Raw genomic sequence first — 26557 nt, forward strand, 5'->3', positions numbered from 1 at the left:
TCGATCAGGGCCTAGCCGACGCGTTGGCTGAGCCAGGTCACTTCGGTGCCGATGCCGCCCATTCGGTACGACTCGAGTGAGCGATCCCAGGCGGTACCGAGGATGGTGTCGAGTTCTGCGGCGAGGCCAGCGCTGTCGGGTTGGGCGTCCATCATGGCGCGAAGTTGCATTTCGCCGACGATGACGTCGCCGTTGGCACCGGTGGCGCCGTGCCAGAGGCCGAGTCCGGGTACCTGGCAGAAGCGTTCGCCGTTGACACCTTCGCTCGGATCTTCGGTGATCTCAAAGACCAGACCTGACCATTCACGGAGGGCGTTCGTCAGGCGGGCACCTGTTCCGACGGGCCCGGTCCAGTCGACGGTGGCACGCATGCGGCCGGGGTCGGCGTCTTGTGCGGTCCACTTGAGGTCGGCCCTCGCATTGAGGGTCGACGAGAGCGCCCACTCTACGTGCGGGCATAGCGCGACAGGAGAGGCGTGGATGTACACCACACCGCTCGTCATGTCCGCAAACTGATTGAGATTGCGCACCTTTTCACCTCCGGTTCGACGAGGAACGTCTTCCCCAAGCGCACCTATCGCCGCTACCGGATATCACACTGTTGATACGAAGTATGCCTTGTGAGTCGCGTGTTGCGCCAGTTAAATCTGTCTATTCTCAGGTTTCCCTTCCGCCCCGCCGTTCTCGCTCCGCTCAATTTCCCCTTTTCTGTCACGATTCGGCCCAACCGTCACCAAACACGGCAATGGGTGACGGTTGGGCCGGTCGCCGGCCGCGTCTTGCGTCAGAAAAGGGAGAGCGCAGAATTGTGCCATCCCTTTTCTGTCACGAGTCGTCGTCGTGCGCCGACCAGACCGTCACCAAACGGGGGGATCGGTGACGGTTAGGCCGAAACGTGACAGAAAAGGGGAGATGCGACGATCCCCCGATCGCGCGGGGCGAATCGGGGGATCGTCGGATGAAACTTCAGCGGCTGCCGTGGGTCACAGGGGGATGTTCTTGTGACGGCCGCGGCGGGCCGGAGCCGACGCGAGAGCCTCGGCGATGGTGCTGCGGGTCTTAGCAGGATCGATGATCTCGTCGACGACACCGATGGACTGTGCACGACCAACGCCGCCAGCGATCTGCTCGTGCTCGACTGCCAAACGCTCGTGAAGCTCTTCGCGCTCCTCCTCTGGAGCAGCAGCGAGGGTCTTCTTGTGCAGGATGCCGACGGCAGCCTTGGCGCCCATGACTGCAACCTCGGAGCCCGGCCAAGCGAACACGGCCGTCGCACCCAACGCGCGCGAGTTCATGGCGATGTAAGCGCCACCGTAAATCTTGCGGGTCACCAGCGTGACGCGCGGAACCGAGCATTCTGCGAAGGAGTGCAGCAGCTTGGCGCCGCGACGGACAACGCCGTTCCATTCCTGGCCGACGCCGGGCAGGTAGCCGGGGACGTCCGTGACGACGATCAGCGGGATGCCGAATGCGTCGCAGAGACGGACAAAACGTGACGCCTTCTCGGCCGCCTCCGAGTTCAGGCAGCCACCCATGCGGAGCGGGTTGTTGGCGACGATACCGACGCTACGGCCCGACAGTCGACCGAAGCCGACCGTGATGTTGGGTGCCCACTTGGCCTGGATTTCTTCGAATGTGGTGATCTCGGTCTTCTCGTCGGCAGCGAGCTGCGTGTCGACGAGAGCTTCGATGATCGGGTGGACGTCGTATGCGCGACGAGCCGATTCCGGCATCAGCTCACGCAGGTCCGTATCGCGAGCTTCGGCCTTCTCCTTGTTGAAGTGGCCCTGCTGCGAGAACGTGCCGACCAGTCGGCGTGCACGCCAGTAGGCGTCAGCTTCGGAATCGGCGGTGATGTGGCTGACGCCCGAACGCTTGCCGTGGGTGAGCGGACCACCCAGCGACTCCATGTCGACCTCTTCGCCCGTGACCGACTTGACGACGTCGGGGCCGGTTACGAAGACGCGACCTTCCGGCGCCATGATGACGAGGTCGGTGAGCGCCGGGCCGTAGGCTGCGCCGCCAGCGGCGAAGCCTACGACCACGGAGATCTGCGGAATGTAACCCGATGCGCGCACCATCGCCTCGAACACGCCCCCCACAGCGTGCAGGGCTTCGACGCCCTCGGCGAGACGTGCGCCACCGGAGTGCCAAATACCGACGACCGGAGTCTGCTCGGCAATGGCGGTGTCGATTGCGTTCACGATGTGAGCGCAACCGACAATGCCCATGGCACCGCCCATCACGGTGCCGTCAGTGCAGTACGAGACGGTGCGGACACCGTTCACGTCGCCGATGGCGGCGAGCACACCCGACTTGTCTCGGGGGTGCAGCAACTCGACGGTTCCATCGTCGAAGAAGCTAGTCAACCGCAGCAACGGATCGCGAGGATCGGTTGCTTCCTCATGGCCGGGGATGGGTGCCAGTGTGGTCATCGGGTTCTCCTTTGGGGGTTGCGGATCAGTAACGGCCGAATGCCAAGGCCACGTTGTGCCCACCGAAGCCGAAGGAGTTACTCAGCGCGTAGTCGATCTGACCGCGTCGAGCTTCGCCATGTACGACGTCAATGTCGCCGCACTCCGGATCCAGATTCTCGAGATTCAGCGTCGGCGGAATGACAGAATCTTCCACCGCTTTCACGGTCAAGACCGCTTCAAGGGCGCCAACGGCACCAATTGAATGGCCAAGAGCCGACTTGGGCGCATAAATGGCGGCGTGGTTGCCCACGGCTGCCTGGATGCCCAGCGATTCTGCGGTGTCACCGATCGGGGTGGACGTCGCATGTGCGTTGACGTGTGTGACGTCCGACGGCTTGAGGCCGGCGGTCGCCATCGCGCGAACCATCGCACGGGTGTTGCCCTGGCCCGAGGGGTCCGGTGCAACGAGGTGGTAACCGTCAGAGGTAATTCCGGCACCAAGGATGCGAGCATGGATATGAGCACCGCGCGCCTTGGCGTGGTCCTCGCGCTCGATGATCATCATGGCAGCGGCTTCACCAAAGACGAAGCCGTCGCGGTCACTGTCGAACGGCCGCGATGCGCCAGCAGGATCGTCGTTACGGGTGCTCATTGCGCGCATCATGGAGAACGCGGCAATCGGCACTGCGTCGATGTGTCCCTCAACGCCGCCACACACCATCATGTCTGCATCACCCATGACGATGTGTCGCCATGCGTGTGCAATTGCTTCAGCGCCCGAGGAGCAGGCCGAAACGGGTGTGATGACGCCGGCGCGTGCACCGACATTGAGCCCAGCGACTGCCGCCGGGCCGTTTGGCATGGCCATCGACACCGCGAGCGGCGACACCTTGCGGTAGTTGCCGGTCTCGGCGAGAGCGTTCTCGGCGTCGACCATCGCATCTGCGCCGCCGATACCGGTGCCCATGACGACGCCCAGGCGGTCGGGGTCGACCTCGGGGGTGCCAGCATGCGCCCAGAGACGCTTGCTCATGACGTGCGACATGCGCTCGACGTACGCCATGCGGCGTGCTTCGATGCGTGTCACTTCGTTGGTGGGATCCTCAAGGAGGCGTCCGCCGATACGAACCGGGAGGTTGTACTTCTCGACGAAGTCGTCGGTCAGTTCCCGAATGCCTGATTGGCCGGCAACGAGATTTTCCCAGGTTGAGTCGAGATCAACCCCCAGGCTCGTGGTGGCGACCATCGAGGTCACCACCACGGAGGGGAACTCTCCACCGAGCGTGGAAAAGTCACGAAGTTCGGTCATATCAGGCCTGGCTCGCCTCGATCTGAGCGGCGATCGCTGCAGCGGTCTCGGGGTTTTCAGCCTCGAGCTTCTGGACGTAAGCGACGGTGTCGCCGACGGTGCGCAGGTTGGCGAGGTCCTCATCGGGAACCTTGACGCCGTACTTGTCCTCAACCTGGACGGCAATTTCAACCATCGACAGCGAGTCAATGTCCAGATCGTCGACGAACGACTTCTCCAGCGTCACTTCTGACGGCTCGATGCCGGTGACTTCCTCGATGATTTCGGCGATGCCTGCGACGAGCTGTTCCTGAGTGGCGGCCACGGTGTGGTCCCTTCTATTTCGGTGATGCTATTCGGTTCCGGAAATCAGCGTGTGCTGAGTGGACGGGCGCGTTGGCCTTCCGGGGGTCGGGTGCTGCCGACCGCTATCCAAGTCCTGGGAGGTCCTCCAGATCGCTGGGAACCTTGACGGCACGCGACGGCACACCTTTGAGTTCACGCTTGGCGATGCCCACGAGGGTGCCGCCCGGTGTGAATTCGATGATGGCGCTGGTTTGCGCGTCGCGCATGGCGTCACTGCACAGATCCCATCGAACGGGATTCGTAACCTGTGTGACGAGCTTTTCGAGGGCCTGCGCACCAGTTGTCACAGCTTTGCCGTCGGAGTTCGACAGTAGCGTGCGGGTGGGGTCCTTGGGGGTGATCTTCGCGGCGGCCACTGCGACGGCATCCTGCGCGGGTGCCATGTAGTGGGTGTGGAAAGCTCCGGCTACTGCGAGCTTACGCGTTCGGGCCTTGGCCGGGGGATCAGCGACGAGCTTTTCGATTGCGACGGTTGATCCCGCGGCGACAATCTGGCCCTTGGCATTGCGATTGGCCGGAATCAACTCGAGTTCTGTGAGGTAAGCGAGAACTTCTGCTTCGTCGCCGCCGAGGACAGCGGCCATGGTGGTGTCTTCGAGCGCGCATGCCTTGGCCATTTCGGCACCGCGGATGCCTGCGAGGACCATGGCCTCGTCGGCGGTGATGACGCCAGCGAAGGCGGCTGCGGCAATTTCACCGATGGAATGGCCGGCGACGATCGCTTCGGCGGGGAGATCGTGGCGGCGGTTGGCTTCTTCAAACGAGAGAAGTGCGGTGGCGACGACGAGCGGCTGCGTGACGGCGGTGTCGGTGATCTCTTCCGCGCTAGCGGTAGTTCCGAGACGTTCGAGGTCGAGGCCGGTGGCGTCGGACCACGAGGCGACACGGTCGCGGGCACCGGGCATGGTCAACCATTCGGTGAGCATGCCGGGTGTCTGGGAGCCCTGGCCGGGCGCAAGCAATGAAAGCACGTGACTAGAGAACACCTTTTCTGGTCGTCGTAGGGGTGTTGGCGAGTACTAACCTTTTGAGCGATCTTTGTAGGGTTCCTACAAAAGAGACTTTCTCGGTGTTCTCATCGTCATTGATTCGAGATTCGTTACTCGAATGATGCAAAAACTTTCTGACCTGCCATATGCAGGCAAAATGTGGTGACTGGTGTTACTCAAGGTGTTGAAGACGATGATCCTTGATGGTTCCGTGTCAATCTGCCGATCGTTAAGGCGACCCGCAGAACGAAGGCATCCCTGGCGTTAGATGCGTCACGCCCGGTGATGTCTGTCACTTTTTTTAGGCGATACCGCACAGTATTTGGATGGATGTACAGCGCGCGGGCACAAGTTTCTACCTGCCCGCCGTTGTCGAGGTAGGCCTCAACGGTATTAACGAGGGTCTCCGAATCGCTTAACGGTTGCACGATGGTCTCGTCCATCGTCTCGATGGCGGATCGGTCGCCGTTCAATGCGCGCTCGGGTAGGAGGTCCCAGCTATACGTCGGGCGCGGAGCGTTCGGCCATCCGACGACAGCCCGCATGCCAGCCATCGCCTCGACCGCACTCGCATGAGCCGACCCGAGATTCGGGGTTGTCGGGCCAATCACCACCGGGCCCGGTGCGAAATTGGCAAGCAACTCGGTCAAAAACTTGCCGTTGGGCTTCAATGGGCCTTCGACGATGGCAACCAGGGTGCTTCCCTGCACCACCGAAAGGGCGGCGCGGTCGTACTGCCTTGCCGTGTTGTGAATCGCCAGGGCGACCGTCACATTCTGTTCCGGCGGGGGAGATCCGACGATCACCGTCGCGGCCGCATCGGTCGCCCAGTTCAGCGCGGCTGCCCGTGAGAGCAACTGGGGGCCGTCGTCGCCACGAACGACGGCGTCGACGACGAGGGCTTCCATTCGCGAGTCCCAGGCACCACGCGATTCGGCGGCGGAAGCGTAGATGGCAGCGGCGGCGAAGCCAATTTCGCGGCCGTAGCGAAGGACCGATTCGGTGAGCGCGCGGAGTTGGGCATCGTTGCGGGCGAGCAGGGGGAGCCATTTCTCGAAGAACTCCATCGCCACGCGAACCATTTCGACCGTCTGCAAGAGGGTGATGCGCCGCGCCAAGTCTTGCGGGACGATTTGAAAGGCCTGAACTGTGAACTTGACGTTGCCTTCGGGGTCTTGGATCCACTCCACAAAATTCACGACTGCCGTCTGTACAACCAACTGCACGCTGGCGCGCTGAGCGGCGTCAAGGTCCGAGAAGTACGGCAATTGCTCGGACATCGAATGAATCGCTTCGGTGGCCAATCTGCCGCTGTATTGCTTGATGCGCCGCAGCAGTGTCTCGGGGAGAGCGTCGTGCACGGTGGCGGGAGCGGGGACGGCAGCTCCTCGCTCGCTGAAGACGTCGGTGGCGCGCGTACTGCTCAGGCGCGGATCTAGTTCATCGTCGGGCACGACTTCAATGTAGACCGCGACGGCACCTGAAGGCGGTGTCCAGTGGAGATGGCGAGGCGTAACAAAGCTCATGTGGTGAACAACCGCAAAGTATGTGGGACACCCCCATATATAAGGAATAGATGGACCCGCACGCCGAACGCCGACGACCTGGTGGTCGTCGGCGTTCGGAAATAGCAGCTAGCAGGAGTGATTAGGCTACGCCGGGATCACTGGTCTGCTCGGGTGCCGCTGACACATCGGTGATCTGATACTGCCGTGCCGCATCGGCAGCGACGGTGCGATCGATTTTCCCGTCACGTGCCAACGCAACCAGGACGCCAACGGCGATCGATTCGGCGTCGATGTTGAAGAAGCGACGCGCGGCCGGACGAGTATCGGAGAACCCGAAACCATCGGCACCGAGAGTCAGATAGGTGCCCGGCACATAGGCGCGGATCTGCTCGGGCACCGCACGCATGAAGTCGGTGACCGCTACCGATGGCCCCTTCGTGTACTGCAACAATTCAGTCAAGTACGGACGACGGGACGAACTCGGATCGCGGAGTTCGTCGCGGTCGGCAGCGATTCCGTTGCGCGAGAGCTCCGACCACGAGGTCACCGAGTAGACATCGGCCGCCACGTTCCAATCCTTGGCCAGCAAGTCCTGAGCAAGCAGCGCGTCGCCCATCGTGACACCCGAAACCAAGATGTTCGCGAAATGCTCGGCCGGCTTCTCCGCCTTGCGGTACAGGTAGGCGCCCTTGAGTAGACCAGCGACATCGAGATCGTCGGGCATGGCAGGCTGAGTGATCGGCTCGTTGTAGACCATCAGGTAGTAGAAGATGTTCTCCGCATCGGGCCCATACATGCGGCGCAAGCCGTCGATGACGATGTGTCCAAGTTCGTACGCGAAGGCGGGGTCGTAGGAGACGGCCCCGGGGTTGGTCGACGCCAGCAGCGGAGAGTGACCGTCTGCGTGCTGCAGGCCCTCACCGGTCAGGGTCGTGCGACCGGCGGTCGCGCCGACGACGAAACCGCGGGCCATCTGGTCGGCGGCGGCCCAGAAGCTGTCGCCGGTCCGCTGGAAACCGAACATCGAGTAGAAGATGTACAGCGGAATCATCGGCTCACTGTGCGTCGCGTACGACGTTCCCACAGCAGTGAAGCACGCCGTCGAACCGGCCTCGTTGATGCCCTCGTGCAGAATTCGCCCGCTCTCGGACTCCTTGTACGCGAGCATGAGTTCGGCGTCGACCGACGTGTAGTTCTGGCCATGCGGGTTGTAGATCTTCAGGGTGGGGAACCACGAGTCCATGCCGAACGTGCGGGCCTCGTCGGGGATGATCGGGACAATTCGCTTGCCGATCTCCTTGTCGCGAAGGAGTTCCTTGAAGACCCGGACCAGTGCCATTGTGGTCGCGACCTGCTGATTTCCTGAACCGCCCGCGACTGCCTTGAGTGCGGGAGCAATGTCCGGACTCAGCGGCTTGGCGGTGAACTTCCGGCTGGGCAAGAAGCCGCCGAGTTCGTTTCGGCGGTCGAGCATGTACTTGATCTCCGGCGAATCCATTCCCGGGTGGTAGTACGGCGGCAGGTACGGATCGGCTTCGAGTTGCGCGTCGGTGATCGGAACGTGCGCGGTGTCGCGGAACGCCTTCAGATCGTCGAGCGTCATTTTCTTCATCTGGTGCGTGGCGTTGCGGCCCTCGAAGTGCTTACCGAGGGTGTAGCCCTTAATGGTTTTCGCAAGGATGACAGTCGGCTGGCCCTTGTGCGCCATCGCGGCCGCATAAGCCGCGTAGACCTTGCGGTAGTCGTGCCCACCGCGCTTGAGGTTCCAGATGTCGTCGTCGGACATGTCGGCGACGAGTTCCTTGGTCCGCGGATCGCGGCCGAAGAAGTGATCGCGGATAAAGGCGCCGTCGTTGGCGCGGTAGGTCTGGAAGTCGCCGTCGACGGTCCTGTTCATCAGGTCGACGAGGGCGCCGCCGTTGTCGGCGCGGAACAGCGAATCCCATTCGCGACCCCAGACCACCTTGATGACGTTCCATCCCGCACCGCGGAAGAAGGACTCCAGTTCCTGGATGATCTTGCCGTTGCCGCGCACCGGTCCGTCAAGGCGCTGCAAGTTGCAGTTGACGACGAACGTGAGATTGTCCAAGCCTTCGGTGGCTGCGACGTGCAACAGACCCCGTGACTCTGGCTCATCCATTTCACCGTCGCCGAGGAAGGCCCACACGTGCTGGTCGGAGGTGTCCTTGATGCCGTTGCCATGCAGGTAGCGGTTGAATCGTGCCTGGTAGATGGCGTTCATGGGGCCCAAGCCCATCGACACCGTCGGGAACTGCCAGAACTCCGGCATCAGCCGCGGGTGCGGGTACGACGGTAGGCCGCCGCCCTCGCCGGCGTGGCTGTGTTCCTGGCGGAAACCGTCGAGGCGGTGCTCGTCGATCCGGCCTTCCAGGAATGCGCGCGCGTAGATGCCCGGCGATGCGTGGCCCTGAATGAAGATCTGGTCGCCGCCGCCTGGGTGGTTTTGCCCGCGGAAGAAGTAGTTGAAGCCAATCTCGTACAGCGACGCCGAGGAAGCGTAAGTCGAAATGTGGCCGCCGACGCCGATTCCGGGGCGTTGGGCGCGGTGCACCATGATCGCGGCATTCCAACGGATGAACGCACGGTAGCGGCGCTCTAGATCCTCGTCGCCGGGGAATTGCGGTTCAAGTTCGGTGGGGATGGTGTTGACGTAGTCGGTATTCGTCAAGGCAGGCAGACCGACTCGCTTGTCTTCGGCTCGCTCAAGGATCCGCAGCATCAGATACCGGGCTCGCTCGGGTCCAGCATCGGCCAGCATCCCGTCGAACGATTCCAGCCACTCGTCAGTTTCCGTGGGGTCGTTATCGACCAGGTACGAGGCGACTCCGTCGCGAATTACCTGGACACGACTACCACTTGACGCTGGTGAGGATCCGGGACTCGCCAGTGAGTCAGGGTTGGCGGGGGAGGATCCAGAAAGCTGATCGGTCACAAGATGCCACCTATCTCGCAGGGGTGAGGCGGCGCTGGTCGTCGTCACACCTGCGTGTCGGGGCCGCCGGGGTGGGGCGGCCGGATATTGCCGCTGACTTATTGGACGCGGCCTACCTTCTATCGTGCCGCAAATCACGAGGTATCGCGCTAGATGTGGCGAGTCACATTCAATACTGTGCGGTAGCCTCCTTCGTAATGTTGCTATCCCCGATCAGGCTCGGGAATGGCCGCGAATCGAAGGGGATAACTGTGGGCCGAGTGGCTCGGGCCATTGTGTCCGCGATCATCGCCGTGAGCATTATTCCGGCCTCAGCATGTGGCGGCTCCGACGATGCCGCGCCGTCAACCCCGCCTGCAGGGACCGTCACCGCCACGATTACCCGTGCGGGCGCCTCCGAGGCGGAAAAGATTGCGGTCACCCGATTGTGTAAGCAAGTCATTACGACGGCGGGTGTGATGGTGCGCGACTACAACGCATTCATCAAGCGGCTCAACCAGGTTCAGAGCTACGACAAAATCGGGTCGGAGGACAAATGGGCCGCCGACACGTTGACCTCCGGTGCTGATGAGGTCCGCAAAATGGTGGCACCGGACGTCCCAGAAGACATCGATGCCGAAGTTCAGGATTTTGTCACGAGCTCGGAGCGTCTGGCCGAGCAGATTGAAGGGCAACGTAGGCTCGCCTTGAATTCCGCATCGGAGAAATGGAGTTCCGATCGGGAGCGGCTCTTGGCGACATGCTCGGAGTACCTTCCCGCGGGATCCGACTGACCTGCGATAATTCAGGATCAACATGGTAGCGAAACAGCAGATACGACACTTCGTGTCGATAGACTCTGTGCGCGAAGGCATTTTGCCTTTAGGCTGTCCTTAAGCTGCGTCACTACGACGGAGCTTCGTATGCGCTTACAGCGATGCGAAACCAACGAATGGGAGGAAGTACGCGGTGGTAACCGCCCCAGAAGGCAAGGCCCTCATGCTCGGCTTCACCAACGGTATGTCGGTGCAGGAGATCGGGTGGGACGAGGACACTGACGACGACCTTCGAATAGAAATCGAAGATGCCATCGACGCAGAGATGTTCGACGAAGACGATGTCGACGTCATGGACGCTGTCGTCCTATGGTGGCGCGAGCAAGACGGCGACTTGGTCGACGCGCTGATGGATGCCATCGGACCACTCGCCGAAGGCGGGTTTATTTGGGTTCTGTCGCCAAAGACCGGACGCCCGGGATATGTCGATCCGGCAGATATCGCTGAAGCCGCACCGACCGCGGGTCTCACGCAGACCTCGGTGGTTTCGCTGGGCGACTGGTCCGGAGCCCAACTGGTGACGCCCAAGGCTCGTACCGGTAAGCGCTGATTGCCGTGACCGGTCTTATCGAAGTCGGTTCGCGCGCACCGGAGTTTGAACTTCGTGATCAGAATAACCAGATTGTCTCGCTGTCGAGTCTGACAGCTAACGGCGATGTCCTCCTGGTGTTCTTCCCGCTGGCCTTCACGGGCACCTGCGAGGGGGAATTGGGGTTTCTTCGCGATAATGAGCCGCGTTTCAACAATGACGTGTTGTCGACCGTCGCAATTTCGGTTGGTCCGCCCCCAACCCACAAGGTGTGGTCGTCGGCGCAGGGCTTCCTGTTTCCGATCCTCTCGGATTTTTGGCCGCACGGTGACATCTCGGCGCAGTATGGCGTCTTCGACGACGGCCATGGCTTTCCGAACCGCGGAACCGTCCTTGTCGGTAGCGACGGGGTCGTCAAGTTTTCGTCGATGGTCGGACCAGGTGAAAAGCGTGAAACCGACACGTGGGACGCGGCGCTAGCTGCTCTGTGAGGTGCGCGTCTGCCACCCATTTTCTTGTTCTCGCATGATGCGTCGATTCCCGCTACACGTCCGACGTGTAGCGGGAATCGACGCATCATGCGAGAACGCGCCCTGGGAGGTTGTGCGGTCGGGGCTAGGCCGGGTTGCGGACGACTGCCGTCGTTGAGGACAGTAGGCACCCTGCGGGTGGAAGGTCGTTGGCCGGGAACACCGTTGCCACCGCGATCGCGAAGCGATGTGCGCGTTCGACGTAGCCGGGCTCGGTGTAATGCACGCCGTCGGTGGAGAACCAGCTCTGCTGGGTTTCGCCAGCCCAGTCGTACACGCGGAGATTGGGGTAACGCTTGCACGCGTTTAGCAGGGCACGGTTGAACCGCTGCATCGCCTGATTGCTGTATGCCGGGTTCTGGTTGAGCTTGTTGGTAATGATCGTCGGCCACATCACCGGCTGGCCCTTCAGCGGTGCCAGGAGTCGGTCGATCCGCATGTCGATGGGCCCGGGACCGCCGACTTCCATGTTGGCGGCGTCGTTAATACCCATCGCCATCACCCAGCACCCCTTGAACCCGCGGGAGACGTCGCCGACGATCGAATCGTGGGCATTCGGTTGCCCGTCAACCTCCTCCAAGCTTGATCGGCCACCAACCACGTCGGACTCGTAGTCTTTGACGCCGACCGACTTGTACTGGCCCGACAGTCGGAGCGCCGGATTGGTCTGGAGTTCGGCGGCATTCATGCCGATTGAGGTGGAGTCGCCGACATGCAATAGCTTGGTGCACTTGGTCTTCCGCTGAGCGGCCGGCAGGGTTGGGCCCGTGCGCAATGGCGGGGGGCCAGCGTTCTCGGTCAACGGGGCATCATCGGTGTCGCCCGCAGTGGAGAGCGCGCTGATCACCGGAAGGTCAGGGTTGATCTTGCTGACACCGACCATTGTGCCCATGCCGACGAGGACGACGGCACCAACGGTGAGCATGGCGCGGACAGGTGAGCGACGGGACTCGTCGGCGGGCATGACGACCGGCTCGACGGTGGTCGGCTCCGCGGGCGGCTCGAGGGCTTCGGTAGTCGAATCGGCTTCGACATGAGTTTCGAGCTCGGCGGACATTTCGGGCTCGGCCGTCGGTTCGGGATTGCTTACCTCGAGTTCGAGGTGCTCCTCAATCAGCGGCACCGGCACCACTGCCTGCTCGCTGTCGTTCAGGCTGACGGGCTCTTCACGCAGGGGCTCGATGTGAATCGGCGGACTGGTGTGGCGCTCCGCAGCTTCAGTTGGCGGCTCAGCGGGAACTTCGGGATCGATCGGCGTGAAAGCGTCGACCGCCTGCAAACGCTTGCGCTGAGCGTTGGTGAGCGCCTCGACGATGCGAGTGAAGAAGGCGATGAGCGCGGTCGTGAACTGTGCGGGCAACTTATCCTCCGCGGGTCGGGGCGTGGTGAAGGCGGCGCGGAAGCCGTGGCGGCGAATCGGGTCCTCCACGAAACGCCAGGACAGCGTCGCCAGTAGAAGGGTCCCGGCGATGACGGCGACGGAACTGACCCACAGCGATTCGGCGCGCAGCAGTCCGGGGAGGAACGCGACGAGGGGCATGTGCCACAGGTAGATGCCGTACGAGCGTTCGCCGATCCATCGCAACGGCTGGATGGACAGCAGTGATGCCACGAGCGTTTGCGGTGCGACGGCCGCCATCAGCACAGCCATCGTCGCGAGCGTCAGCGCTAGGAGTCCCCACGTGTACAGGCTGGTCGACGTATCGGGCATGGTGAGGCAGAGGTAAGTGATGGTCGCGAGTCCGGCTAGGCCGAGGACGTCGAGCACACAGCGCTGATTATGGGTGACGCGGTGCTTGCGGGCTGGCCACCAAAATGCCAGGGCGGCACCGAGGAGTAGGGCACCTGCACGGGTATCGGTGCCTTCGTAGGCGCGGGTGTTATCGAAGCCCGCGGTGGCGAGTTCCGACAGCAGCCAGAACGAGCCGAGGGACAGAAGGACGATGACGCCGGTGATGAGAGTGCGTCGCTTCAAGACCAGGTACATCAAGGCCAGCAAGAGGGGCCACACAATGTAAAACTGCTCTTCAATGGACAGGGACCACATGTGGCTCAGCGGGCTGGGGCCACCGAAGCGGTCGAAGTACGACTGATTGGCACCGATCGTGTGCCAGTTGTTGACGTAGAAGAACGCGCTGAGGGCTTCCCACCAGTACTGTTCGAGCTTCGCCGGAACGACGATCGCCGCAGCGCCCAGTGTGGTGACCAAAACGAGGGCGACGGCTGGCAAGAGTCTGCGCGCGCGACGGAGCCAAAATGTTTTGAGGCCTAGATTTCCGTGTTTCTCGTGCGAGGAGATGAGCAGCGAGGTGATGAGGAACCCGCTCAGGGTGAAGAACACGCCAACACCCAGCAGGCCTCCGGAGAATCCGGGGATCGACAGGTGATACAGGATGACGAACGTAACGGCCAGGGCGCGGATGCCGTCGAGCCCCGGCAGGTACGACGAGGCGTTATGTATCGGACGTGGCATCCTGCGGTGGAACTCCCTAGCTAGCGTGTCGCTGAGACGAACTCGTGGCATCGAGTCCGGTGCCGAGGTCTCATTTTAGGCGAGGAAGCGCGCGATGCGAGTCAGTCAAATGAGCGAAAGTCGCTGCTCAGCGACATTTCGGACGTGATGTGCGCCACTGAAAGGTGCTGGGTGGCCTACCGTCCGGGGAATGCTGTGGCGAGTGCGGTAGCGAAGAGTCGGTTGCGCTGAACCAGACCGGTTTCGTTGTAGTGGATGCCATCGACGTACCAGCTGGGCTGTGCTTCGCTGGCGAAATCGTAGATCCTCAGGTTCGGGTAGCGGCCCGTAGCGCGTGCGAGGGCGGCGTTAAACGACTTCATGTTGTCGGGGGAATAGGCGGCGTTGCTGGCGTTGCCGGTCATTACTGTTGGCCACAGAACCGGTTGGCCCGTCAGTTCGGACATCACGCGATCGATGCGTTGGTCGGCGTTCACTGCACTGCCGACGGCGATGTTGGCGGCGTCGTTGACGCCCATAGCGATCACCCAACAACCGCTCTTGCCTGCGGACTTCTCGGTGCGGATGGCGTCGACTGCGTTCGGTTCGTCGTTGACCTTCTCGACGATTGACCGACCGCCAAGGGCGTTCAATTCAACCGTCTTCGAGCCGACTCGCTGGTATTGGGCGGTGAGACGGTCTGCTGCGGAGGGGATTCGGAGGGCGCTGTCGATGCCGACGGAGGTGGAATCGCCGATGTGGACGACGGTCTGGCATGAGGTACGTCGGTCGCCGGTTGGCGCGAGATTCGGTGGGGTGGCACCCGGGGGGTTGGCGCCCGGCGGGGTCAGGATGTTGAACAGCCCGGGTAGGTCAATGCTCGACGAGCCGGTGGTCCCGAGTGCGGGGATGTTCTGTGTGATGAGTCGGCCGGCTGCATCGATCAGCGTGGCGCTGATCTGCCCGGTTTGTGCCGGTGCCGCTGACGCGGGCGAGGTGGTCGCAAGGCTGGTGCTCAGGAGGGCGGCGCTGGCGATGGCGACGGCACCTCGTTGCATTCGAGCACGTAGGCGTGAAGGGGAATCACTAATCACATCAGTCACAATGATGTCATTGCACATCATCAGCAACACGATCCGCAAGGCTGGAGGGATTGCGGATCGATCACAGAACAGTTCGTGCGTCGGTTTAGATCATGAAGTGCAGGCTTCGGACCACGGCCACGCCGAGGTCGGTGTCGCCGATAATCTCCACGTTCTTCGGGTTCGCCAACGGGCGGTTGCCTGCAAGTCGGGCCAAGTCGACGGCGTCGAGTTTCAGGGTCACATCGGGCTTGCCCTCAATTGCGGGAACTACCGCAGACCGGTCTTCCGTCGAAATGAAGATGGTGAGGGGATAGAGGCCGGTGATGTCGAAGGCGACGACGCTCCCAACCTCCGCCCGCGCCTTCTTCCCTACGACGTACGGCAGCGACATTTCGATCTCACGGATCGCGAATTGAGCTGGCGCAACATTCTCGGGCTTGCCGAGATTCAGGGAGTCGCGAAGATCAATCTCGTGAACCCAGCAGTCGAAGTCGCGGACCCGCATAAACCGACCGTAGGTGTCGGGGCCGACGGGAGTGGCTGAATCCGCGTCCCATTGGCCTTCGGTCATTCCGCGCAGTGACTTCAAGCGCCCGGCGGTGACCGAGGCGAAATCTGCCATCAGCGCATCACGGGAGCGCGCCCGGTAGTGGTCGATCCACCGCTCGTTGAGTTCACCGATCGCGTTCTTGACGTGTTCGCGTTCCTTCACGTCGACGGTTTCGTCGGGCTGCAGGCCGCTGATCATGGACTCCGTGCCAACAATGTGCGCCATGATGTCGCGAACCTGCCAGCCGGGCAGGACCGATTCCGTCGTCCACTGCTCGTCGGTCAGTGGTGAAACGAGATCGTGCAGTGCCTGCCATTGGGTTTCGAGCGCATCGATCAACGGTTCTTGTGGGACGAAGGTCGTCACTGGGGGTCCTTCCGCGGGGTGTCTGGTTGTCGCTCACGCTAGCCGGAGTTGCCCGCTGATGCCCGGATTGGCGGAACTCAGTTTGGGTAGTGGCGTCCGACCCGATATCTTGGGTTGGGTCGAATGATGTTCGGCACCCGCGCGTATAGCTCAGCGGTAGAGCTCTGGTCTTACACACCAGCGGTCAGGGGTTCAAATCCCTTTGCGCGCACCAAGATTAGCGAAGGTCAAACGACGTTTGAAACTGCTGGTCAACAGTTGCTCGTCAACATCTGCCTGTTGCGACAGGCTGTACGAAGTCAGAATTTTCCGGCGCTAGAGCAATTCCCGCCTGCGCCACCAGTTCGTGGAACGCCAGGACGTACCGCGTTCGACGGTCACCGCACGAAATCGCTCGTCGAGTTCCGCAATCGCAACCCGCAGTCGATGCGCTCGTCGACCGTCGCGGTGCAACAGTCGTGCAAGCGCTTTCGCGGGCATCCGCCAGCGGCATTTCATCGCAGCACGGCCAGCGGTCGTCGTAGTACTCCCGGTCGCGGAAGCGACGTTCCGTGAACTCGACATGCCGTCGCCACTCGGCGAGATACTGCAGTGCTGCACCGTCTTTTCGGGGACGGCGGACCCGATGCGGATTCACCGCAGGTGAGGGACGAGTGCCCTCTCGATCAGAATGTTCATTTGAAACGCCGTGACGTGGCGTGGCCGGTGAATGGTCGCCGGTAATGGTGACGGCTTAATGCTAGCGACTGTGCCGCCTTCTTCCGAACAGCAACTCATCCTGTTCGCGACGGTACGCGCGCAACGAAATGGAGCGGATGGCAGGATTCGAACCCGCGTCGCACGGTTTTGCAGACCGCTGCCTTGCCTCTCAGCCACACCCGCAGTACCTACACCTTGTCGCGGACGGCAGAAAGTGACCATGGTTACGGTCGGCGTGAGTTCAATTGGTGGGAGCCGGGGCGTCGCGCAGGATTGGACCCGAACCGAACGACCTCGCTGCGGTAGCGGTCATCAGGCGCGACGGTTCCGGATCGGAGCGGAGACGACGCTCCAATTCGGCGGAGTCGGGGAGTGGGCCGTCGGAAGCAACCACGACGATGTTGCCGCTGCGTCGACCCTTGAACATCGACGGATCAGCAATCAATTCGATGTTGGTGAACACTTCACCGATGGTGGCGACCTCGCTGCGAACCGACTTCAGATCCCGGCGATCGCCACAGTTCGCGATATAGAGGCCTTCCGGTGTCAACACGCGGCGAACGGCTTCGGTGAACTCGACGGTCTTGAGATGAAGCGGTGTCACGCTCTCAGCGAAGGCATCGCGAATGACGACGTCTCGCGTCTGTTCGGTGAGGCTGACGACGACGTCGCGCGCATCGCCGACGCGGATGCGGAGGCGGGGTGCGCGTGGAAGGTCGAACCATTCGCGAGCCAATCGCGCCAGCTCCGCGTCGATCTCGACAGCCACGTGCCGCGACTGCGGGTAGGCGTGCGCCAAGTATCGGGGCAACGCGCATGCCGCGGCTCCCAAATGCAGCACCCGCAAGCCAGTCGCGCGGTCGGCGTAATGGTCCTCGATGGCCGCGACCGCCTGACGCATGTACTCGAAATCGAGTATGTCGGGGCGGTCAGCGATGTGACTGCTCTGCACACCATTGACCGACAGCAGCCAACCACCCTCGCGATCGGGGGTCAGCTCGGCAGTACCGGTGGAAATCTCATAAGAGCCTGATTCAGGTTCTTCACGTGCAGTGGCCATCGGGGTCGATCCTAGCCGTCGATAGGCTCAGGGCCATGCGCAAGAACTTCCAGCCCACCGGATTCGACCAATCCGGCGCATGGGGCCTAGCTCTCGGAGCGACGGCCGACGCCGTCTTCGCCGACCCCCAACGCGGGCATCCCGTCGCAGTCTTCGGTTCTGCCGTCTCACGGAGTGAAGCCGTGGTTTACGCGGACAGCCGTGCTGTCGGAGCGGGGTTTACCGCCTTCTGGGTCGCGGTGGCCGCCGGTATCGGCGATGCGGCCGGACGACTTGGAACCGTAGGTACCGCTGCAGCCACGTTCACTGCACTGGGTGGCACGTCGCTCTGCCGGATCGGTGACAACATCGCCGATGCCCTCGACGCAGGAGATATTGAAGGCGCCCGCAGACTCGTCTCCGGACTCGTGGGACGCGACCCCAATCTGCTCGACGAACCCGGGATCTGCCGGGCCGCCGTCGAGTCCATCGCGGAGAACACGTCCGACTCGGCAGTCGCACCGCTCGTGTGGGCCGCGGCAATTGGCGCACCGGGGCTTCTCGCGTATCGAGCCATCAACACGCTCGACGCCATGATCGGCTATCGCTCCGACCGCTACCGAAACTTCGGCTGGGCCGCCGCGCGGACCGACGACGTCGCCAACCTAATACCAGCCCGCGTGACTGCGTTGATTGTGGCCGCAGCGAGCGGCCAGCCCGGCGTCGTATGGCGAACCATTCGACGCGATGCCGCCGCCCACCCCAGCCCGAATGCGGGGGTCGTGGAAGCGGCGTTCGCCGGCGCCCTCGGCATCGAGTTGGGTGGCCGGACCGTTTATGCGCACGGAATCGAGGAACGACCGACGCTCGGCGACGGGCGTTCACCGACCGCCGCCGACCTGAGAGCGGCGGTCGCGCTGTCGCGCAGAGTGCAGATCGTTAGTGCCGTTGGGGCGGTGCTGATTCGGGCGGGGCTGGTGCGGCGTCGCTCCGCAGGCACAGCCTAGCGAGAAGGCGACGACGGTCATGATCGTGCATTAGGTGCCAGCTGATCGTCGCGGTTCCTCGGTACACCGTGCGCCCGCGGGCTACTTCCCGTAGCGCTGTGCCAGTTTGGCTTTGACGTCGTCGTCGGTTTCGGCGCCTGCAGCGCCGCCGCCGATCTCCGCGGTCTGCTTAGCGAGGACGTCGTTGCCGCTGACCGTGCCGGTGCCGCGGAGTTGCTCGCGGATCCGGTCGCGGTCCTTGCGGGGAGCGGGTGGGGGCGGCGATGACTCGTCGGCTTCCGCAGCGACCTTCGTCGCGCGCCGCGCCTTGACCTCCGAGTAAATAAAGTAGCCAGCACCCAGCGGCACCATTAGCCCGAATGCGAGCCACTGCAAGCCGTACGACAAGTACGGTCCCGAATCTAGTTGCGGCAACTCAATCTCGCCGAGCGACCCGGGCTGATTCGGCGACAACTGCAGATAGAAGCCCTCAGATGGAAGTGCCGTGACACGGCCAAGTTGCGAAGTATCGATCGTGTACGCAGTCCACACGGCATTCTCGACGCGTGGTTCTTTACCCGGACTGGTTGCCTCGGTTTTCCGAATGCGGGCGGTAATGGTCACCTGCCCGGCGGGGCCTGGCTCAGCATTGACGACGTTGCCCTCTTCGGGACGTACCCACCCGCGATTCACCAGCAACACTCGATCCGAACCCGCCACCTGGAATGGTGTGACGACCTCAACCGACGGTCGCTCGCCGGCTGTGCGTAAACGGATCAACACCTGCTTGTCGTCCAAGTAGTTCCCGGAAACGGTGACTTCGCGCCACTCGGTATCAGCGTCGAACGACTTCCCCTTCGGGGCGAGCTCATCGAGCGGGACCGGTGCCGTCGACTCAGCGGAACGGATCAGATTGTTGCGGTGCTCGGTCTCGGTATTTTTCCCCAACTGCCAGGGAGCGAGAACCCAAAAGCATGCTGCGGCAAAGGCGACCGTGAACACCGCCAGCAACAGCCAACCGGGACGCAGGAAAGATTTCAGCACACGCACACCACCAGGTTACGTGGCTTAACGGGCGAGCCGGTTAAGCCCGCGCTGCCAACGCCTTCTGGACCCACGCGAGCAGGCCCGGAACTGCTGCTTCAATCTGTTCTCGGACCTCGGCAAAATCAGCCTGACTGCCGTAATACGGATCGGGGACTTCGGCGCTATCGGCGTTCGGATCGAAACTCCGCAGCAGTTGCACGCGATTGCCAAGCCGCTTGCGTTCCAACTCGGTGACGTGCCCGGAATCTGCTGCCACGAGGAGGTCTGCGGACAAGTGGTCGGGCGTCAGCTGCGCGGCGACGTGCTTGTCGGAGTAGCCGTGCGCCAACAGTTCGGTCCGTGCACGATTGTCGGCGGGCTCCCCGATGTGCCAGCCACCAGTGCCAGCACTGCTGATGCGGACGACGTCGGACAGCCCGGCATCGGCGATCGCCGAACTGAAGATCGACGCCGCCATCGGGGAACGGCAAATGTTGCCCGAGCACACGAAGCACACGTGCAGTTTGTGGGGCGAGTTGTCAGACACCGAGTTCCTCACGCAGTTCCTGGACCGATTCGACGATCAAGTCGGCTGTAGCTATACCGGTTATCGACAGAGCCTTCTCAAGTTCTCCGGGAAGAGCGTAGCCCCAGGCGACCCCAATTGCCGGGATACCGTGGGCGGCAGCCCCGACGATGTCGTGAGATCGGTCACCGATCATCACAATCGGATGTGATGGCGTTGCCCAGCCTAGTCCGTCAATCGCATGCGCGATGACGTCAGCTTTCGTCGGGCGTGTGCCGTCCGGACAAGCACCGGCGACAAAGTCGAAGTAGTCGGACAACCCAAAATGGCCGACGATTTGTCGCGCCAGGGGCTCATTCTTACTAGTTGCTACGGCCATCCGACGACCCGACGCAGCAAGGTCGGCAAGCAGTTCCGCGATGCCGGGGTATACCCGGTTTTCAAGCCAACCGATCCGACGGTATCTCTCCAAATAGGCCTCAATAGCGGCGGTGATCTGCATGTCGTCAAGGCCGAACTCGCGTCCATAATTGCCCATCGACTCCCGAAGCGGCGGTCCGACGACGCTGCGCAAAAACTCCTCCGACGGCACCGGATATCCGATCTTTTCGAAGGCATAGACATAGCTGCGGGTGATGCCTTCATAACTGTCGGTGAGGGTTCCGTCGAGGTCGAATAGCAGGGCGGTCGCGGCGTCATCGAGTAGCGGAATCACGGCCTCCATGGTGCACGTATCGTTGGCAGTCATGGAACAACGCCCGGCCGCAGACACCGCGGGCACACTGTTTGACCCGCACCGGCACGGTGACGAAGACACGGCCGACGGGGTCCTGGACTTTGCCGTCAACGTGCGACCGGGGCCCCAACCCTTCCTCGCCGACGCCCTACGCGACCGCATTGGTGACCTCGGTGCGTACCCGTCGTCTACCGATATCGCTGCAGCCACACGCGCGGTCGCCGACCTGCACGGACGTGAGCCGTCGAACATCCTCTTGCTTGGGGGCGCGGCCGAAGGCTTTGAACTCCTTGCCAAGCTCGGTGCCGGGCATGCCGCGCTGATCGCACCGTCATTCACCGAACCCGAGCGGGTGCTCCGCGCCGCCGGAATCCGCATCACCAACGTGGTTCTTCAGGAGCCGTGGGGCCTTGAGGGCACCAACATCCCGGACGATGCGGACCTGGTGATCATCGGCAATCCCACCAACCCGACCTCGGTCCTGCACGCGCGGACACAGATCCTGGCATTGCGTAGGCCCGGACGAATCATCGTCGTCGACGAAGCATTCGCGGACCTGACCTACGACGCTGCGGGCGACGTCGTGGAGCCGGAGAGCCTCGCCAGCGATAGCCTGCCCGACATCATCGTGATCCGATCGATCACCAAGACCTTCGCCCTCGCCGGACTTCGCGCGGGCTACCTTCTTGCCGACTCCTCGATCATCGGGACCCTCGACCAAGGTCGTCGACACTGGCCGCTCGGAACCCTCTCGCTGGTCGCGCTCATCGAATGCCTCGGCCCGCAGGGACAAGACTTCGCGCGCCGCGAGGCGCGGACTGTCGTCGGTGATCGCGAGTATCTGCTGTCGCGGCTCGCCGAGATCGACGTAAGGCCCGCGGCGGTGCCGTCCGCGCCGTACGTTCTGATCAAGGTCGATGACGCGCTCACCTTGAAGGCAAGACTCCGAGAGCGTGGGATCGGAATCCGCAGTTGCGCCAACTTTGTTGGGCTCGGGCCCGACTATTTGCGGATCGCGGTTCGGCCCCCGGCGTCGACTGACGCCCTAATTGATGCCATGAAGAATCTGTAGCAGAGGAGTGTGACGCACTATGAGCCCCGTGTTGGGTGAGGTGCTCGCCGAGTTGGACCGGGTCTATCCCGCCCATCTCGCAGAAGATTGGGATGCTGTCGGCTTGGTGTGTGGTGATCCGGCCGAGCCCGCCGAAAAGGTGCTGATCTGCGTTGATGTGACCGATGCTGTGGTTGATCTGGCAGAGCAAACAGGCACCCAACTGATCGTGGCGCATCATCCGCTGCTCATGCGCGGTGCGACGACCGTGGCCGCTAATACGGCCAAGGGGCGGATCCTTCATCGCCTGATCAGGGCGCGCTGTGGCCTGCTCTCCGCCCACACCAACGCCGACAAGGCCAGGCGCGGAGTGTCGGACGCGCTCGCCGAGGTGCTCGGCTTGCACAACACGACACCGCTGCAGCCATACCGTGTCGATGGTCTCGACAAGTGGATCGTGATGGTCCCCGAAGGCAACGCCGAGCAAGTGAGTACGGCGATGTTCGCTGCCGGGGCAGGTGCTCTCGGCGATTACCGCGATTGTCTGTGGAGCGTGGTCGGAACGGGACAATTCCTGCCTATCGACGGGGCGACCCCAGCGATCGGCGCGATCGGGAACCTCACCCGCATCGATGAGCAGCGCCTGGAAATGGTTGCTCCGCGAAAACTCCGCAACACGATCCTCGCCGCGCTGCGCAATGCGCACCCATATGAGGAACCCGCCTTCGACGTCTTTGAGCAAGCGGCACTCGACTCCGATATTGGGTTGGGCCGGATCGGCACGTTGACCGAACCGATAACGTTCGCCGCATTTGTCGCACATGTTGGCGCGGTGCTGCCGAAGGCTGCCTGGCCGGTGCGCGGTGCTGGCGCACCCGACACCATGATTAGCACCGTCGCGGTGTGCGGCGGTGCCGGTGATTCGCTGATCGGTGCGGCCACGGCGGCCGGTGTCGACGCATACGTGACCGGTGATTTGAGGCATCACGTGGTCGATGAATCATTGCGAGCGGGGTCGCCCGCACTCGTCGATGCCGGACATTGGGCGACCGAGTTCCCCTGGTGCGGCACCGTCGCCGATATCCTGACGGAGTTCGGTTGCCGGGCAACCATTTTCCAAGACCCGACCGACCCCTTCACGGTGGTCGGCGGACATAAGGAGCAACAGTGAAGGTTCCCAGCGCACAACAGCGACAACTGCTCGACGTCGCCGACCTCGACGCCGAACTGGCCAAGATGCGGCACGAGTTGCGCAACCTGCCGGAAGATGCCGAACTCACGAAGCAGGCGCAGAAGCTTGAGGAGATCCGCGACGACCGTTCGCGGGCGCAGGTGGCCGTCGACAATCTGCAGAACGAGTTTGAGCGCGTCGATAAGGAGCTGACCGGCACCGCCGAGCACCTCAAGCGCGATCGGGACCAGATCGAGTCCGGGGCCGTCGGCCACAAGGCGCTGGCAGAGTTTCAGCATGAGGTCAGTGGCCTGGAACGACGCAATGAGGCACTCGAAGCTGAACTGATGGAGGTTATGGAGCAGCAGGAGGCGACGGCCGCTGAACTGGAGCGGACCGAGGCTGCCCTGCTGGCCGCGACCGAGCAGGAACTGGCAATGGTCGCCGATCGCGACGCGGCGCTGGTGGCCGTCGAAGAAAAGGTCACCGACGCCCAGACCAAGCGCGCTGCCCTGATCGAGGGCATCGATGCGGCGATGGTGGCGATCTACGAGAAGCTCCGCGAGCAGGGTCGGGTGGGTGCCGGCCTGCTGCGGCAGCGGCGCTGCGGTGCGTGCCGGATGGAGCTTGATCCCCGCTCGTTGGCCCGGATTGCCGCGGCCGATGAAGACGAGGTACTTCGATGTGAAGAGTGCACCGCCATCATGGTTCGAACTGCGCAGTCGGGCCTGCCGACGCCTGCCGCCGACGAGTGACGGGCAGCGATGAGCAGCGATAAGGCCCCGTCCTGGCAAGGGCAAATGGCGGCTCCCACTCGGATCATCCTGTTGCGTCACGGCCAGACGGCACTGTCGGTGGACCGTCGCTACTCCGGGCGTGGGAACCCGGAGTTGTCTGAGCTGGGACGCGAGCAGGCGGGAGCGGCTGCCGAGCGGATTACTTCCGGCGCGTTCGGGACTATCGATGCGGTCGTTTCGTCGCCGTTGACGCGGACGATGGCGACTGCGCGTGCTGTTGCCGACGGACTCGGCAGCAGCCCCAGCGTTGTCGACGGATTGATTGAAACCGATTTTGGTGCGTGGGAGGGGCTGACCTTCCGCGAAGCCGCCACTCGCGACCCCGAACTGCACAAGCAGTGGCTCGGCGATATCGATGTGGCACCGCCGGGTGGCGAGAGTTTCGCGCAAGTTGGCGAACGGATCGCGCAGACGCGCACCGCTCTCGTCGAGGCCTACTCGGGAAAGACCATCCTCGCCGTCTCGCATGTCACGCCCATCAAGACGATGTTGCGGCAGGCGCTTGAGGTGGGCCCGCAGTTGCTGTTTCGCCTGCAATTGGATCTGGCGTCGATCTCCATCGTTGAGTTTTTCCCCGACGGTGGTGCGGTGGTGCGGCTTGTCAACGACACCGCACACCTGCAGTAGATCGAGCCGATGCCCCGGATCTGAGATACCCCAGCGCTAACCCCCAGCGTTTAACGCCCCATCGTTTAACACCCCATCGTTTAACACCGACGGAACCTTTGCCGCTACGCTGAACTCGCGAACGAGTCGGCCGGGCGGCCGCGGCGAGGGAACCCCACGATCCATCGTGGAGGCCTGAGTCGAGGAAAGTCCGGACTCCACAGACGCAGGGTGGTTGCTAACGGCAACCCGGGGTGACCCGCGGGACAGTGCCACAGAAAACAAACCGCCTCACGTTTGACGTGCAGGTAAGGGTGAAACGGTGCGGTAAGAGCGCACCAGCGGCACGGGTGACCGTGCTGGCTAGGTAAACCCCACCCGGAGCAAGGTCGAAGCTCGCACCGCTGCGAGGCGTGTGCGCGTGCGCGAGTGTTTGAGGACTGCTCGTCCGATACTCGCGGGTTGGCTGCTTGAGGTACCCGGCAACGGTGTGCCCAGATGGATGGTCGCCACCGGTCCGTTGGACTGGGACAGGATCCGGCTTATACGCCGACTCGTTCGCGCTAGACGTGCCTCGTGCCGCGCTTCGGCGGTGTCGGCAATATGCTCGGGACATGCAATTCAGGATGCGGGCACCGGCAATCGACTTTGCGCAGTTGCGCGCCGACATGGACATTGAGACCGAGTTCTCCGCCGACGCCGAAGCACAAGCCGCGGCCGTCACCGACCGCTTTGCTGCTGACCGGGTCGACCGAACCGACCTTGAACTGGTCACCATTGACCCTCCCGGTTCGAAGGATCTTGACCAAGCACTGCGCGTGGTCCCGAAGACAGCAGGCCAACGGGGGAGCGACGGCGACGGATTCCTCGTCTACTACGCCATCGCGGACGTCGCAGCGCTCGTCGAACCGGGCAGCCCGATCGACATCGAAAGTCGACGTCGGGGTCAGACGATCTACTTTCCCGACGGGAGCGTGCCGCTCCACCCGCGGGCGCTGTCCGAAGGCGCCGGATCGCTTCTCGGTGATCAGACTCGGCCAGCTGTGCTGTGGACTATCGACGTGGGCCCCGATGGTGGCACCCGCAGCGTGCATGTGGAGCGAGCATTGGTGCGATCCCGCGCCCGACTCGATTACGCGGGAGTCATGGCTGACGTGAAAGCCAATACATTGCATCCGGCGATAAGTGCTTTCCCTGACTTCGGTCGGACGAGATTGGCGTGGTCCCTTGCGCGGGGCGCCGTTCATCTGGATCTGCCGGACCAGGAGATCGTGCCCCACGAGCCGGGCCGAGCGTGGACGCTGCAGATTGCGCCGCGGACGCCCGCGGACCAATGGAATGCGCAGGTGTCATTGCTGGTCGGCATGGCAGCCGGGCAGATTCAGGTTGACGCCGGGATTGGTCTCTTGCGGACCCTGCCACCGGCATCGGAGGGCGCGATCACCGAGCTTCGTCGGACGGCGAAACATCTGAAGATTGGGTGGCCCGAAGGGGCAACGCCCGGCGAGTTCCTGTCGACCCTGGAACCCGATGCGCCAACCACGCTCGCGTTGATGACCGTCGGCGCGCATCTGATGCGGGGTGCCGGGTACCTCTCGCTCGATGAGACGACAGCGGCCGAAAGCCCCGCCAAATTGGGGCATGCCGGAGTCGGTGGCATCTATGCACACGTCACCGCACCGCTGCGTCGATTGGCCGACCGGTACGCCACCGAGGTCTGCTTGGCGGTCACGGCAGGCAGCGAGGTACCGGGATGGGTGCGCGAAGTGTTACCGAAACTCCCGGAGACGATGAGCAGCTCGGATGCTTTGGCGTCCAAGGCTGAACGCCAGAGTGTCGACCTCACCGAGGCGGTCGTGCTCGCCGATCAGGTGGGCACCAAATTCGATGCCGTCGTGATGCGCGCGGAGAACGGTAAGCGTCCGGCGGAAATTTTTATCGACACTCCGGCGATTGTCGCCAAGTGTGCCAACGCACCGGCACCGGGGACCGAATGTGCCGTGGAAGTCACAGCTGCCGATCCGTCGATTCCCAAGGTGACGTTCCGAGCGGTGTAGCCGCGCGAACGTTGG

The 26557-nt window shown here is 62.9% G+C and carries 24 protein-coding genes, 2 tRNA genes and 1 other RNA gene; 11 read left to right on the forward strand and 16 right to left on the reverse strand.

Translation table 11 applies throughout. From position 1 onward, the window contains the following. Positions 1 to 11: 11 nt before the first annotated feature. The 7 genes from AC1L34_RS02540 to aceE form a co-directional block, all read right to left on the reverse strand. Positions 12 to 530 (reverse strand): DUF3145 domain-containing protein, encoded by a 519-nt coding sequence (locus AC1L34_RS02540; protein ID WP_424296177.1) that lies wholly within the window; start codon positions 528 to 530, stop codon positions 12 to 14. A gap of 453 nt (positions 531 to 983) precedes the next feature. Continuing rightward, positions 984 to 2435: an acyl-CoA carboxylase subunit beta gene (locus AC1L34_RS02545; protein ID WP_424296175.1), complete on the reverse strand. Its 1452-nt coding sequence runs from the start codon at positions 2433 to 2435 to the stop codon at positions 984 to 986. 25 nt (positions 2436 to 2460) lie between these two features. Further along, a complete protein-coding gene (locus AC1L34_RS02550; protein WP_424296173.1) occupies positions 2461 to 3726 on the reverse strand; it encodes a KasA/KasB family beta-ketoacyl-ACP synthase in 1266 nt (421 codons plus the stop codon). Between the two features lies 1 nt (position 3727). Further along, complete coding sequence (acpM, locus tag AC1L34_RS02555; RefSeq protein WP_424296172.1) at positions 3728 to 4030, reverse strand: meromycolate extension acyl carrier protein AcpM; 303 nt, start codon at positions 4028 to 4030, stop codon at positions 3728 to 3730. Positions 4031 to 4133: 103 nt separating this feature from the next. Continuing rightward, positions 4134 to 5042, reverse strand: coding sequence for an ACP S-malonyltransferase (locus tag AC1L34_RS02560; protein ID WP_424296170.1), 909 nt, complete (start codon positions 5040 to 5042; stop codon positions 4134 to 4136). Positions 5043 to 5236: 194 nt separating this feature from the next. Then, on the reverse strand, positions 5237 to 6514 hold the full coding sequence (locus AC1L34_RS02565) for a PucR family transcriptional regulator (RefSeq protein WP_424322387.1): 1278 nt from the start codon (positions 6512 to 6514) through the stop codon (positions 5237 to 5239). Between the two features lie 193 nt (positions 6515 to 6707). Then, positions 6708 to 9476 (reverse strand): pyruvate dehydrogenase (acetyl-transferring), homodimeric type, encoded by a 2769-nt coding sequence (aceE, locus tag AC1L34_RS02570; protein ID WP_424294259.1) that lies wholly within the window; start codon positions 9474 to 9476, stop codon positions 6708 to 6710. A 242-nt stretch (positions 9477 to 9718) separates the two neighbouring features. Here aceE and AC1L34_RS02575 point away from each other — a divergent pair, with 242 nt between their 5' ends. The 3 genes from AC1L34_RS02575 to AC1L34_RS02585 all read left to right on the forward strand — a co-directional run bounded on the left by AC1L34_RS02575 (position 9719) and on the right by AC1L34_RS02585 (position 11356). Beyond that, positions 9719 to 10294 (forward strand): hypothetical protein, encoded by a 576-nt coding sequence (locus AC1L34_RS02575; RefSeq protein ID WP_424294257.1) that lies wholly within the window; start codon positions 9719 to 9721, stop codon positions 10292 to 10294. A gap of 205 nt (positions 10295 to 10499) precedes the next feature. Beyond that, a complete protein-coding gene (locus tag AC1L34_RS02580; protein ID WP_424294258.1) occupies positions 10500 to 10886 on the forward strand; it encodes a DUF3052 domain-containing protein in 387 nt (128 codons plus the stop codon). A gap of 5 nt (positions 10887 to 10891) precedes the next feature. Next, positions 10892 to 11356 (forward strand): peroxiredoxin, encoded by a 465-nt coding sequence (locus AC1L34_RS02585; RefSeq protein WP_424294256.1) that lies wholly within the window; start codon positions 10892 to 10894, stop codon positions 11354 to 11356. 124 nt (positions 11357 to 11480) lie between these two features. Here the strand turns inward: AC1L34_RS02585 and AC1L34_RS02590 are convergent, their stop codons facing one another. From AC1L34_RS02590 to AC1L34_RS02600, 3 genes are all read right to left on the reverse strand, one after another. Further along, positions 11481 to 13868, reverse strand: coding sequence for an acyltransferase family protein (locus tag AC1L34_RS02590; protein WP_424325917.1), 2388 nt, complete (start codon positions 13866 to 13868; stop codon positions 11481 to 11483). 176 nt (positions 13869 to 14044) lie between these two features. Further along, positions 14045 to 14905, reverse strand: a complete 861-nt coding sequence (locus tag AC1L34_RS02595; protein WP_424324158.1) for an SGNH/GDSL hydrolase family protein — start codon at positions 14903 to 14905, stop codon at positions 14045 to 14047. Between the two features lie 130 nt (positions 14906 to 15035). Beyond that, positions 15036 to 15848 carry a maleylpyruvate isomerase family mycothiol-dependent enzyme gene (locus AC1L34_RS02600; protein ID WP_424296749.1) on the reverse strand — a complete coding sequence of 271 codons (813 nt, stop codon included), beginning with the start codon at positions 15846 to 15848 and terminating at the stop codon, positions 15036 to 15038. Positions 15849 to 15987: 139 nt separating this feature from the next. Between AC1L34_RS02600 and AC1L34_RS02605 the strand changes: the two genes are divergently transcribed. Further along, positions 15988 to 16062 (forward strand) — tRNA-Val (locus AC1L34_RS02605). A 101-nt stretch (positions 16063 to 16163) separates the two neighbouring features. On the opposite strand, the gene AC1L34_RS02610 is transcribed toward AC1L34_RS02605, so the two are convergent. The 3 genes from AC1L34_RS02610 to AC1L34_RS02620 all read right to left on the reverse strand — a co-directional run bounded on the left by AC1L34_RS02610 (position 16164) and on the right by AC1L34_RS02620 (position 17607). Beyond that, positions 16164 to 16412, reverse strand: a complete 249-nt coding sequence (locus AC1L34_RS02610) for a hypothetical protein (RefSeq protein WP_424296747.1) — start codon at positions 16410 to 16412, stop codon at positions 16164 to 16166. Between the two features lie 243 nt (positions 16413 to 16655). Further along, positions 16656 to 16730 (reverse strand) — tRNA-Cys (locus tag AC1L34_RS02615). Positions 16731 to 16788: 58 nt separating this feature from the next. After that, entirely contained in the window at positions 16789 to 17607 is an 819-nt protein-coding gene (locus AC1L34_RS02620; protein WP_424322529.1) for a spermidine synthase, read from the reverse strand. Between the two features lie 35 nt (positions 17608 to 17642). Between AC1L34_RS02620 and AC1L34_RS02625 the strand changes: the two genes are divergently transcribed. Further along, positions 17643 to 18593, forward strand: a complete 951-nt coding sequence (locus AC1L34_RS02625; RefSeq protein WP_424325916.1) for a cobalamin biosynthesis protein — start codon at positions 17643 to 17645, stop codon at positions 18591 to 18593. An 81-nt stretch (positions 18594 to 18674) separates the two neighbouring features. Here AC1L34_RS02625 and AC1L34_RS02630 read toward each other — a convergent pair whose 3' ends face one another. Genes AC1L34_RS02630 through AC1L34_RS02640 form a run of 3 tightly spaced genes read right to left on the reverse strand, consistent with a single transcriptional unit; the run spans position 18675 to position 20872 of the window. Then, positions 18675 to 19622, reverse strand: coding sequence for an SURF1 family cytochrome oxidase biogenesis protein (locus tag AC1L34_RS02630; protein WP_424296742.1), 948 nt, complete (start codon positions 19620 to 19622; stop codon positions 18675 to 18677). A 34-nt stretch (positions 19623 to 19656) separates the two neighbouring features. Further along, complete coding sequence (locus AC1L34_RS02635) at positions 19657 to 20145, reverse strand: low molecular weight protein-tyrosine-phosphatase (RefSeq protein WP_424296740.1); 489 nt, start codon at positions 20143 to 20145, stop codon at positions 19657 to 19659. Then, positions 20138 to 20872, reverse strand: a complete 735-nt coding sequence (locus tag AC1L34_RS02640; RefSeq protein WP_424322526.1) for an HAD hydrolase-like protein — start codon at positions 20870 to 20872, stop codon at positions 20138 to 20140. Before AC1L34_RS02640 ends, AC1L34_RS02635 begins: the two co-directional genes overlap by 8 nt. Between AC1L34_RS02640 and cobC the strand changes: the two genes are divergently transcribed. The 6 genes from cobC (at position 20871) to AC1L34_RS02670 (ending at position 26542) form a co-directional block, all read left to right on the forward strand. Beyond that, positions 20871 to 21932, forward strand: a complete 1062-nt coding sequence (gene cobC, locus AC1L34_RS02645; protein WP_424324161.1) for an Rv2231c family histidinol phosphate aminotransferase CobC — start codon at positions 20871 to 20873, stop codon at positions 21930 to 21932. The two genes, AC1L34_RS02640 and cobC, sit on opposite strands and share 2 nt — an antisense overlap. A gap of 19 nt (positions 21933 to 21951) precedes the next feature. Beyond that, on the forward strand, positions 21952 to 23082 hold the full coding sequence (locus tag AC1L34_RS02650; protein WP_424325915.1) for a Nif3-like dinuclear metal center hexameric protein: 1131 nt from the start codon (positions 21952 to 21954) through the stop codon (positions 23080 to 23082). Continuing rightward, entirely contained in the window at positions 23079 to 23837 is a 759-nt protein-coding gene (locus AC1L34_RS02655; RefSeq protein ID WP_424296733.1) for a zinc ribbon domain-containing protein, read from the forward strand. The genes AC1L34_RS02650 and AC1L34_RS02655 overlap by 4 nt, the downstream gene beginning before the upstream one ends. A 9-nt stretch (positions 23838 to 23846) precedes the next feature. Then, the gene (locus tag AC1L34_RS02660; protein WP_424325914.1) at positions 23847 to 24506 is read left to right on the forward strand and encodes a histidine phosphatase family protein; all 660 of its coding nucleotides are present in this window, start codon (positions 23847 to 23849) and stop codon (positions 24504 to 24506) included. Between the two features lie 122 nt (positions 24507 to 24628). Continuing rightward, an RNA gene (gene rnpB, locus AC1L34_RS02665) (RNase P RNA component class A) lies at positions 24629 to 25046 on the forward strand. A 53-nt stretch (positions 25047 to 25099) separates the two neighbouring features. Beyond that, positions 25100 to 26542 carry an RNB domain-containing ribonuclease gene (locus AC1L34_RS02670; protein WP_424324163.1) on the forward strand — a complete coding sequence of 481 codons (1443 nt, stop codon included), beginning with the start codon at positions 25100 to 25102 and terminating at the stop codon, positions 26540 to 26542. The last annotated feature ends 15 nt before the right edge of the window (positions 26543 to 26557 follow it).

It is taken from the genome of Gordonia sp. 34D (assembly GCF_056682775.1).